Source organism: Nostoc cycadae WK-1, assembly GCF_002897135.1.
GTDB lineage: Bacteria > Cyanobacteriota > Cyanobacteriia > Cyanobacteriales > Nostocaceae > Nostoc_B.
Genome location: NZ_DF978429.1, coordinates 230,720 through 241,616 on the forward strand (window position 1 = coordinate 230,720; position 10,897 = coordinate 241,616).

At 38.7% G+C, this 10,897-nt stretch carries 9 protein-coding genes; 4 read left to right on the top strand and 5 right to left on the bottom strand.

Features of this window, described 5'->3' with window-relative positions; all coding sequences use genetic code 11:
• Positions 1 to 471 precede the first annotated feature (471 nt).
• Entirely contained in the window at positions 472 to 1,695 is a 1,224-nt protein-coding gene (locus NCWK1_RS15015) for a succinate--CoA ligase subunit beta (RefSeq protein WP_096581635.1), read from the top strand.
• Positions 1,696 to 1,733: 38 nt separating this feature from the next.
• A complete protein-coding gene (locus NCWK1_RS15020; protein WP_096581637.1) occupies positions 1,734 to 2,630 on the top strand; it encodes a succinate--CoA ligase subunit alpha in 897 nt (298 codons plus the stop codon).
• Between the two features lie 261 nt (positions 2,631 to 2,891).
• Here the strand turns inward: NCWK1_RS15020 and NCWK1_RS15025 are convergent, their stop codons facing one another.
• Positions 2,892 to 3,323: a cyclic nucleotide-binding domain-containing protein gene (locus tag NCWK1_RS15025; protein ID WP_015112880.1), complete on the bottom strand. Its 432-nt coding sequence runs from the start codon at positions 3,321 to 3,323 to the stop codon at positions 2,892 to 2,894.
• 624 nt (positions 3,324 to 3,947) lie between these two features.
• On the opposite strand from NCWK1_RS15025, the gene NCWK1_RS15030 reads away from it, so the two are divergent.
• Positions 3,948 to 4,352 carry a peptidoglycan-binding domain-containing protein gene (locus NCWK1_RS15030; protein ID WP_103125264.1) on the top strand — a complete coding sequence of 135 codons (405 nt, stop codon included), beginning with the start codon at positions 3,948 to 3,950 and terminating at the stop codon, positions 4,350 to 4,352.
• Between the two features lie 127 nt (positions 4,353 to 4,479).
• On the opposite strand, the gene NCWK1_RS15035 is transcribed toward NCWK1_RS15030, so the two are convergent.
• From NCWK1_RS15035 to NCWK1_RS15045, 3 genes are all read right to left on the bottom strand, one after another.
• Complete coding sequence (locus tag NCWK1_RS15035) at positions 4,480 to 6,759, bottom strand: FUSC family protein (protein ID WP_103125265.1); 2,280 nt, start codon at positions 6,757 to 6,759, stop codon at positions 4,480 to 4,482.
• Between the two features lie 176 nt (positions 6,760 to 6,935).
• A complete protein-coding gene (locus tag NCWK1_RS15040) occupies positions 6,936 to 8,183 on the bottom strand; it encodes a RuBisCO small subunit-like domain-containing protein (RefSeq protein ID WP_096581645.1) in 1,248 nt (415 codons plus the stop codon).
• A gap of 215 nt (positions 8,184 to 8,398) precedes the next feature.
• Positions 8,399 to 9,010, bottom strand: coding sequence for a GDSL-type esterase/lipase family protein (locus NCWK1_RS15045; protein ID WP_103125266.1), 612 nt, complete (start codon positions 9,008 to 9,010; stop codon positions 8,399 to 8,401).
• Positions 9,011 to 9,206: 196 nt separating this feature from the next.
• On the opposite strand from NCWK1_RS15045, the gene NCWK1_RS15050 reads away from it, so the two are divergent.
• Positions 9,207 to 10,505: an FAD-dependent oxidoreductase gene (locus tag NCWK1_RS15050; protein ID WP_103125267.1), complete on the top strand. Its 1,299-nt coding sequence runs from the start codon at positions 9,207 to 9,209 to the stop codon at positions 10,503 to 10,505.
• A gap of 45 nt (positions 10,506 to 10,550) precedes the next feature.
• Here NCWK1_RS15050 and NCWK1_RS15055 read toward each other — a convergent pair.
• A partial coding sequence (locus NCWK1_RS15055; RefSeq protein ID WP_146033995.1) for an MgtC/SapB family protein occupies positions 10,551 to 10,897 on the bottom strand: 347 nt, incomplete at its 5' end.

Below are 10,897 nucleotides of genomic sequence, written 5' to 3' on the forward strand. Positions count from 1 at the left end.
GGGAATAATAAAATTTTTACCTTTAAACATAGTTTTTGGTCACGAGGAAACACTGTGTGCTTAATGTTTAACACACTCTTAACTTATTTGTTAACAGCCTCAAGTATAAGAAATCGACAATAGCGATCGCACTATTAGTTGAGTCGGTTGATAAGTCAAGTCTGAATGTTGTATTAGTTACAAAAATCTTTCAACTTAGAGAAAAAATACTAAGCTAGGGTTTTTGACACAACAGCTAATTTTGTTATATGCTGTCAATTTCACTGAGAATATTGGATAATATATAACTTTAGTTCTATGGGTTGAAGCTGGAAATTCATTTGCTGCATTTGCTGAATTCGATAGAATTGATCCATCAAAAATTAATGTATACAGATGAACTAGACTTAATTCTGCAATTATGCTGCTGTAAAAAATCAACAACAGCACCACAAAAATACTTTTAGTAGTGGTAAAACAAGGTGCATAACGATGGATTTATTAGAATATCAAGTTAAAGAATGGTTTGGGAACATAGGCATTCCTGTTTTGCCATCTCAAAGGATAGATCATCCGACAGATCTCAAACGCCTAAAAATTAATTATCCCATTGTCCTCAAATCCCAAGTATACGCAGGCGAAAGGATTCACGCTGGTGGAGTCAGAATTGTCGAAACAACTATTGATGCGATCGCCGCAGCCCAAACTATTTTTAATTTGCCAATTTGGGGTCAATTACCAGAAGTTTTATTGGCAGAGACTAGATATGATAGCAAACAAGAATTTTATTTAGCAGTAGTTTTAGATACCGCTGTTTGCCGACCAGTACTTTTAGGTTGTAAAGAAGCAGATATTGACTGGGAATCAGCCGGAGAGAAATTACAGTACGTGGTGGTGGAACAAGAATTTTCGCCTTTTTATGCGCGACGACTAGCTTTGAAAATGGGTCTGCAAGGTGCGCTGATGCAGTCAGTCAGCAACGTTGTAGAAAAGATGTATGAGTTATTTATCCAAAAAGATTTAGATTTAGTAGAAATTAATCCCTTAGCAGTGAATGCAGCAGATGAGGTGATGGCCTTAAATGGCAAAGTCAGCATTAACGAACGGGCTATTGGTCGTCATCCAGAACTGGCTGAATTAGCCACAAAAATTAGCAACCGTCACAGCAGCAACAACAATAACAGCAGATTAAAAGACTTGAACAGTGCTGAAACCCAAGGCAAAATCGGGATTTTGGGGAATGGTGCAGGTTCGATTATGGCTACCTTTGATTTAGTCATGAGTCTCGGAGGTAAGCCCAGTCATCCGCTGAATCTCCGACATGGTTTGTTAACTGATACTTTACCCACAAGTTTTGGCGATCGCCTAGCTAAAGGTCTGAATCTCCTCGCTGCTGACAAAAATATTCAAGTTATTTTAATTAACCTCCTCGGTAGTATTCCCCAAGCTGAAGCTACCGCCCAAGTAATTGCCAAATTTATTCAAGATCATAGTGACCCTGAACGTACTCATAGCAGCCGCAGTCGTCGGGATTTATCTTTTCCTGGCTTAGTTGTGCGCTTGGCTGGTTCGGAATTGAATGTGGCTAAAGATTTACTAGGTACTTTAGAAAATCAAGGTGAAATTGTCTTGGTAGAAGATTTAGATGAAGCAGTAGCGCAAGCTGTTCGTCTGGCTAAACCAGCCACTTATCAATCTGTCAAGGTTAAACGTTAGGACTGATCAAATTTCCCATTTCCAACTTCAGACTTTTTATGAACTTAACGCCAGAGAGTAAAGTTATCATCCAAGGCTTCAGTGAATTTATCTCAGCAACTAATATTTTGCAAATGAAAGCTTATGGGACAAATTTGGTTGCTGGTGTTAATCCTGGTTTTGGTGGACAAACACAATACGATTTGCCAGTTTTTGATTTAGTTGAGGAAGTTGTTTCACAGTTCGGCACAATTGACACAACAATTATCTGTGTTCACCCATACCAATTATTAGATGCGGCTTTAGAAGCGATCGCCTCTAACATCCGCCAAATTATCATTATCACAGCGGGGATGCCACCATTAGATATGGTGCAATTACTCCGCAAAGCCGAAGCTTGTGAAACCTTGATAGTGGGGCCTAACAGTCCGGGGATCATCGTTCCCGGAAAAATTCTTTTAGGGACTCAGCCCAGCGAATTTTATACTCCCGGCCCTGTGGGAATTGTCAGCCGCAGCAGCACTTTAACCTACGAAGTCGCTAGGGAATTAACCAAAGCTGGTTTAGGACAATCAATTAGTGTCAGCATTGGGAGTGATGCAATCGTCGGTTCATCGTTTTTGCAATGGCTGCAAATTCTGGATGAAGATGAAAATACAGAAGCGATTGTGTTAGTTGGTCAACCTGGTGGTGGTAGCGAAGAAGCCGCAGCGCGATATATTACGGAAGCGATCGATAAACCAGTAATTGCCTATATTGCAGGTAGACAAGTACCACCAGTCAAAAATTGGCAACAAACTGGCACTTTAGCCGCAGTTATTGGCCGTGATCCTACTTTTGGTACAGCCCAAAGTAAATTAACAGCATTCAAAGAAGCAGAAGTTCCTGTGGCTGACCGTCCTTCCCTAATTCCTGAGTTGGTTAGGAATGAGTTGAAAGTCCTTTCGGTTGAATGACAGCAACAGCTTTGATGATCATGGGAAGAAATTAGTCTGAGTGCTGAGTATAAATCAACATTGACCGAATCTAACTGACTACAGCTATTGTTAAGTGAATCGCGCCAGTATACGCTGTCAAAGTTGTTTTAACCAGCGCCACAGATGACTCAGTCATCCCCCAAATTTTGGTTGAGGTTTCTGGTTCATCTTGTGGCGCAAGACGTTTAATGGCATAACAGCACTTGGCGAGACGCTTCAGTTATGGAATGAAGTTTGTGATTAATTAGTCACTTCAACACTCTCATTCAATCTACGAATGAGGCGTGATAACTCACGAATGATATTTACGGCAATTTCGGGAGTTTCTTCAATTGCGTCATAAAGTTGTTCTTGTGTTAGTTCTAAACATTCACACGGTTCGATGGTAGTGGCGGTAGCCGAACGGGGCTGTGTATCAAATACTGCCATTTCGCCAAAGTATTTGCCCTGTTCTACTTCTGCCAAGAATTTATTGCCAATGTGGACTTTAACTCTACCTGATACCACAATGTAAAGCGATCGCCCTTCTTCACCCTGTCTAAAAATTGTGTAATTTGCTGGAAATGACAACTCGTGCATCACTGAAGTCAGTCGCACAATAAAATCATCCCGCAATTCCTTAAAAATCGGGACTCGGCGCACAAATAACAATCGATCAACACTACTGAGCATAATTAAGAGTTAAGACACACCCATGCAGAATATCGGGCAATTTTGGGATTTGGGAATATGCGATCGCCATATTAACCGATAAAAATCACAACTAAGTACTGAGTTTGATTAATTTGATCATCACATTTTTTTAGCAAATTCTCAAAAACAACAACCGCATACAGAAAAAATCAGGCTGGCGGTTGCTGTAGCTCAATCTATCACGACAAACGATGAATAGGGTATTTAGCAGTAAATTCTCTTACTTTTGATTTTTGATAATACGTATTAACACTGAAAAAAATCTAGAGTAGAATGACTGTCTCTGCGATCGCTGATGCTCACAGATGTTCATGTTTGATTAAATTTCGGTAATAAAGCGTCAAACCATATTACTAATTACGAGAGAATTTTAGATATATTCTAAGCAATCTATAGTAAAGCTTTGTGCAATACAATCCTTAATAAATAGTTCATATTTTTGTCATATTTTTGCCATAAATCTGTCAATAAGACATGTGATGCTATAGCTCTGGATTGATATTCCAGTTTACGCATAAGAGTTCAATCAGGCATAAGTTCTGATTAAATCGACTCGTCAAATCAAAATTGTTAAATTCTTCATAATTAAGAAGGAAAAACACCATGAATTGGAAAGTAATTGCTTTAGTCCCGGCTCTAGCTCTAGCTACTGCTTTACCTGCATATTCTGCCACTAAAAAAACTCCTAATCCAACTACTACAACACAAGTTAAACCACAAAATCTCCAACAAAGTAATACTACGAAAAAAACTACTACTGCCCAAAAGTCTAATATTAGGCAAAAATCTACTAATGTCGCCAAGCGTAGTAATGTGCTGACAGTAGGTAGCAAGGGAGATTCTGTCAAAAATGCTCAGATTTTGTTAAAAAAACAAGGATTCTATACCGCAAGTGTCAATGGTATTTTTGATAAGAATACACGCGCAGCAGTCATTAAATTTCAAAAATCTAAAGGCTTAAGAGCCGATGGCATAATTGGCCATAGAACTTTAACGGCTCTCCAGTAATTCTATTATTTGTTCAGTATCTTTCAGAGCGCGGGTGAGCAGAGGTGCATACTTCGACTGCGCCGAGTAACTAGGGGAGAGAATTTAATCTTTCTCCCCTATGCACATAAAATTAATCCATGATTATTTAACCTTGCATACGAGCAATTACACAGTGAATCACTGTTACTTCATTAATAATGCGCTCTAGTTCTGTAGATAGGGGGGTTTGTTCACGTACTGCTTGTAATGTAGGAGTTAAAATCTGAGATTGTGTAGCAATTTCTGATAAACGAGCAGTATGTAACTGTGCAATTTGATTGTGAATCAATTCCAGATAATTATCCATCTCTGGTAATGGTTGGGGTGCTATTCCTTGTTGTAGACTATCTGCCAAGTTTTCCACAACTTGCACAATGTTATCTGTAAGTCGCTGGAGTTCAGTAAATTGGTAGTCGCCGCTAAATTCTCGCAGATGTTCTGCAAGAGTTGTCACCGAACTGAACAAGCAACGAATGTAAAATATCAAGGTCATTACAGGTTCGATTTCGCCTTGAACATGACGAGGTTCGCTGAATAATCGTTGAGCCGCAGCTGTCGCATTGGCATTCTCTAGGGCTGCTTGATGCCGTAGAGTATTGATAGCAGCAAACACATTTTGTTCTGGATGAAGATAGTTAGCAATAACTTGCTGAAAGTAGGCAAGATTGGCGCGAATAGTTTTTTCTAGTTGTATGGGAAGTTGCTGTCGTTCCCAACGCGGGAACAGCACATAGCTACCAACCAAGGCTAAAACACCCCCAAATAGGCTATCAACAATCCGTAATACTCCCACTTGCCAGCCACCTGCACTAATCAAGTTGAGGAGTAAGATAATAGCGGGAGTGAGTAATATAGTAAATATGCTGTAGCTTAAAGGTCGCACTGACATAGCAATAAACACCAACAGCAGTAAACAAAATGCGATCGCACTTTGATTCTTAACTAATAAAATCAGCACAATCCCCATAATTCCCCCCAAAATCGTCCCGATGACTCTTTGGACTGTGGTTTCGGATGTGCCGCCAAAGTTGGGTTTGAGGGCGACTAAGGCTGTTAAAGTAATCCAGTAACCTCTAGGTAGTTGCAATATTGCGGCGATAAATTCTGCAAATGTTGTAATTATTGCTAGGCGCAGCGCATGGCGAAAGCTGACGGAATCAAAAGTGAAATTATTTCGCAATGTATCAATAATTGCCGCAGGCTTTGACTGAAGTAGAGGGGAAATTTCTGCTTGAGAAATATAACGCTGTTTTCCTCGACTTAAATCTGTAATAATATCTGCATCAGTATGAATTTGTTGTGCTAGATTGATCAAACTGCTAGTAATCTTCCGCAGTTGAACTAAATCGTTATAGTTATCTGTTTGAAAGTTTGTTGTTTTGATAACCTGAGAACGCAGAACTTGCCATTGATGTTGTAATGCCTCAACTGTGCGATCTAAATCTCCTAAATGAACTGAGGTTTTCTTTGTGGCAATGGCTTTTGATAACAGTTGTAGAGCAATTGCCAATTGTTCTATAACTTGTTGAATCTCTGTTTGTAACTCAGAAAATAATTGATGTTCTGATGCGATCGCTAATAATTCATTCAGTGCCACAACAGAATTGACAATTTGATTGGTATCTTCAATTAAAACTAATAAATTATTGCCCTGCTGGTTGGCACCTTTCTGCACAGTCCATCTAGCTGTCCAAACACTACGGGCAGATGTTAAATTTTGAATTACCGTATCTTGAGCTTGCAAAAATTGTTCTGTCCACTCTTGAATATTCTGGTAATTGAATACTCTCTCCTTGGCTAAATCGACAAATTTACTCAACGAGAGATAACAGTTAGCCACAGTCTGCATTACAGGATCATAAGGTTGCACAGCCCAAAGGCCTAATGACAGTAAAATTGTCCATGTTCCCCCAGCTAGACATAATAAACAGTGTTGAATCAGGGTCGAGAAATTGGTAAATGTCGCAAATCTAGCCAGGGCAATCACAAACATAATGGAAGTAACCAAGCTGATGGATGAGGCTACGTTGCCATACAGACTTGCTAAACCGGCGATAAATATCACGACAAACGTTGTCGGGATGGCTAACCAAAGATGGCTGCTAACCAGGCTGGCTATTAAAAATACTGTTGTGACTGCAATGGTAGTTGCAATCATCGCCTTTAACTGCTGGCGATAAGTACCATCAACGTTTACCATCCCCACAAACCAAGCAGCCATAGTAGCGATCGCACTTGCAGCCGCATTACCAGTGATAATGCCAAAACCAATAGGAACACCCAAAATTAACAGGCTACGAAAACCTGAGAAAATAGCGGGTTTACCTGGCTTGAGTTGAAACTGCTGCAACAACCAACTAAAAGAACGTTTATTTGGGAATGGCATTATGATGCTGGTGATTCACTGATTTATTGTGCAGAAATTAGAGCATCTAGGGAATATGCCTCAAGGACGAAAACTGCGATCGCGCTTAAACCACTATGTTTCGATAATCAACAAGAAAAGGCGATCGCCTAGGTTATGAGTGGTGCGATCGCCTTTTAAAATTAATCTATCAATTACTAATTATTCCCATTTGGACGTTGAATAATTGTTTCCACAACTCTTCGCTTCGCTTTTGGGTCAATTCCGACCAAACGCACATACTCACCGCTATATTCAGTTAGATGTGACTCTAACGTTGAGATCGCATCAGACTCAGCATCGATGTGAATTGTACCGCAACTCTGCCAAGCACCTGTGCGGAAACGGCGTTCATCTACATGTTCAAAAGTAACTTTGTGACCTTGAGATAAAATTTGCCGAATTTGTTCTTGTGTTTCTAGAGATACATGAGTATTTAATGGTTCCGATTGACGAGATCCATTAGTAGATGGCTGACTAATTGGTGTTTCTATCTTTGGTGGTGCTGCTTGATAACCTCTACCTCGATTCAAGCGATTATATTCATCCACCAACTGCGAATTTTCTACTCGTTTTTGTTCACCCACCATAAAATGACCAGACTCAATTAAATGAGACAAGTTGAAATTTGGCTTTTTAAATGTTGGTGGCCCTTCCACGCTATTTACTATACGCAAAGATATATGTTCAAACCCTATTTCATGGATAAATTTCCGGATTTGCTCATCATAAATTCGGGAACGCACAGCACTAAAAAAGTCTATTGATTGATTTGGAAAAGTATCAACAAACTGTTCAACTTCTCGTGCTGAAAGTCCATCGTCTGCAAAAATCCCACCAACAATTCCCACTTTTTCATCACGGTTAGGTTCCCAATAAAATTTTTCCATCCGTCCGTCCCTAATTAACGGTGCATACAAAGTGGAAAAATCATTACCTGTAACAATAATTGGTACACGCCGTATCGGGTTTGAATCATAACTTCCCGGTAATTGCACATCTGTGGGATTATCGGCAATATTCATCAGTGTGGCATTGACCAACTGTGTGTTGACAGTATATTGAGTGCCTTCATCAAAGCGTCCTGCACCTGCATCTAAGTCGTTAATCATCAGCACGCACATTCTACCGCGCACTTTGACTTGTTCTGCTGTTTCCCGATAGCGCAACCGAATCAACCGTGCGGGATCTCCTGCATCTGGACTTTCCAATTCACCACCAGAAATGAGTGTGACTTCCACACCCATTTTTTCAAAAGCTAACTCACACTGAAAGGTTTTTCCTTCACCTTTACGTCCATGAATGCCTAAAATCAAAGGAACTCTTACACCAGGAAGATTCAAGAAGTTCTTAGTGATGTGAACAGCAATTTTATCCAAAAATCGAGGAGCAATATAATAACTCATAATTATTGCGAGTGAGGACTAATTAAACAATGCTAAGTTTTTTTGGTGACTAATGTTGACTAATCTTTAGATATAAATTCAGCATCACTATCACAAACGCTTTATAGGGTAAGCATCAAAAATTTTACTACTTTCTCACAGTGATATTTTTAAATCAGATGCTGTCATAGCCAGAGACTTCCTAGGAATTTTCTTGCATCTAGCATAAGCAATTCTTATTTAAACCAATTTAACCAAGCATCCCAATTATCAACAATTTCAGCAAGTTCAGCATAACCTGTGGCTTGCGGATGAGCGCCATCATAATTTTTTGCTTCTTCTATCCAAGTGTTTGATTTAATTAATATCGGAAAAACGTTGAGATAAGGCACATCTAATTGCTGACAAACTAAAGCAAATTCTTGCGCTAAATTGCCAATTCTTTGATTCTGTTCTATCTCTGTACATGGTGGTGGACTAATCATTAGAACAGGATATAACTGTTTAGCTATGCTCAAGATATCATGAATATTGTTGAGTGATTCTGCAATAGCAACGCGAGTTTTACCATTCTCTAGAGTTGTATCATTTACTCCAAAAGAAAATACAACTCTACCATCATATTCTTTTGGTAAACGATAAGTAACTTCTCTATGCCAACGATTTTTCAGTTCAGTACTAGTTTCTCGCCTTACACCTAAATTATAGTAGGTGATTTCATGACCTTTTTTATGAGCATTCACACAGATTCTCCCTGTCCAACCAAGACATTCTGGATCGCCTGTCCCGTTAACAAAGGATTCACCTAAGAAGCAAATTCTAACTTCAGATAGAGGTTTTATATTCATAAATATAGTTTAAATTTTTGTGTTCTCTATTTTTTGGTAATCTTGAGCGATCGCATATTTTAGTAGATGTTACATAACCTCTCTCTGAAGATTCAGGAAAAATATTTTCAATTAATTTAATAATCAAATATATAAATACAAATTATTGTGATATGAACTCACAAACTTTAATCATCTGTATATAAATTATAAACTTATGGTGAAAAAAGTAGTTATTGTTGGTGCTGGGCCAAGTGGTCTATTATTGGCTCATTACTTGTTGCGTCGTGGAGATAATTATCAGATCGATATTTATGAACGTCGCAGTGATCCTCGGATTGTTTCATTTTCTAAATCCAGAACTTATCCCATTTCTCTTAACGAAAGAGGAATGAGTGCTTTGAGACAAATTGATGGATTAGAAGCCGCAATCAAAGCGATAAGTTTAGAGATGAATGGCACAGTTTTTCATCAGAGAAATGGCAAAACTAGATATACACCTCGACAAAATCCTTTATTTACTCTTGACCGGACAAATTTAGCGATCGCGCTTTTAGAAAACCTAAACAGCAAGTACAATCATTCTCAATTAAAGATTCACTTCGACTGTCAATGTCAGCAAGTTGATTTAACTGATAAGACAATAAAATTAACAACCATTGCCGAAGAATCAGAAAAACTCTTTATAGTGAATTATGATTTTTTGGTTGGTGCAGATGGAGCCTCTTCTGCGGTTAGAGAAAGTTTGAATTCGACAGATTGTTTTAACTGTGAACAAAAACCGATAACAACGGATTACAAATCATTTATATTACCTATCTCCCAGGAAAATTCAAACATTAATTTAGCAGGAGATAAAATTCACTCTTGGATGCTCAAGGATGGCACAGTGATTCTATTGCTGCATCAACTAGGCGGAATAATGAGTGGTATTATTCATTTTTCTCGTCAACAAAATCAAATAAATAATCTTGCCACAAAAGAAGAAGTACTACAATTATTTCGAGAAAATTTTCCAGAAATTGGTCAGTTAATGCCAGACTCAGAAGCAGAAGATTTTCTGCATAGACCAGCATCAACAGTTATAACAGTTCGGTGTAATAGTTACCATCATGGTGATAGTGTACTGCTAATAGGAGATGCTGCTCATGCTGTTTCCCCATCTATTGGTCAAGGTTGCAATGCAGCACTTGAAGATGTCTTGATATTTGACCAGCTTTTAGATAAATATTCAGACAATATCGAAGAAGCTATTGCACAATTTACTGTGCGCCGTCAGCCAGATGGTTATGCTTTAGTAGAACTTGGAGATAATGCGTTTCCTTTATCTCAAGGATTATTTATTGAGTTTATGTTAAGAGAGTGGATGGCAAAAATTATCCACAATATATTTCCTCAAGTTTTTTCTCAACCACTGTTTTATTTAATCTCAGAAACGACTGTTCCTTATTCAGAAATTTTAAATGTATACCAAGGTTGGATTGCCAAAGTTAAAAAATCTAATGCTAATTTCTAAATATGTTTGTTACAGTGGCGATCGTTCTAGTCTAAAATCCTCAAATTAATCATTCTCATCAGACTCAAAGATATTCACTTTCTCTTGAGTTTCTGTTACTTCACTCTGACTAAATTTAAATCCCATTGTTTTATTGATGCGTTTTACTCCACTCAGCGTAATCAATGTCAGCAGTCCTCCTAATAATCCCATTTGCCATAAACCACAGCCAATTGCCGCACCTAGTCCTGCGGCTGTCCATACGCAAGCAGCAGTAGTTAAATTCCGCACTTTAGGAGTAGCACTTTTTCTGGGAGATTCTTGTAAAATTAATCCGGCTCCGAGAAATCCTACCCCAGTAGCAACACCTTGAATTGTCCGACTTAGTAGTCCACCAAGGAAATTTTGCTGGG

Bases quoted from the DNA above. Each gene is read 5' to 3' on its own strand.
- NCWK1_RS15015 (WP_096581635.1), top strand. From the start codon at position 472: ATGGATTTATTAGAATATCAAGTTAAAGAATGGTTTGGGAACATAGGC.
- NCWK1_RS15020 (WP_096581637.1), top strand. From the start codon at position 1,734: ATGAACTTAACGCCAGAGAGTAAAGTTATCATCCAAGGCTTCAGTGAA.
- NCWK1_RS15025 (WP_015112880.1), bottom strand. From the start codon at position 3,323: ATGCTCAGTAGTGTTGATCGATTGTTATTTGTGCGCCGAGTCCCGATT.
- NCWK1_RS15030 (WP_103125264.1), top strand. From the start codon at position 3,948: ATGAATTGGAAAGTAATTGCTTTAGTCCCGGCTCTAGCTCTAGCTACT.
- NCWK1_RS15035 (WP_103125265.1), bottom strand. From the start codon at position 6,759: ATGCCATTCCCAAATAAACGTTCTTTTAGTTGGTTGTTGCAGCAGTTT.
- NCWK1_RS15040 (WP_096581645.1), bottom strand. From the start codon at position 8,183: ATGAGTTATTATATTGCTCCTCGATTTTTGGATAAAATTGCTGTTCAC.
- NCWK1_RS15045 (WP_103125266.1), bottom strand. From the start codon at position 9,010: ATGAATATAAAACCTCTATCTGAAGTTAGAATTTGCTTCTTAGGTGAA.
- NCWK1_RS15050 (WP_103125267.1), top strand. From the start codon at position 9,207: ATGGTGAAAAAAGTAGTTATTGTTGGTGCTGGGCCAAGTGGTCTATTA.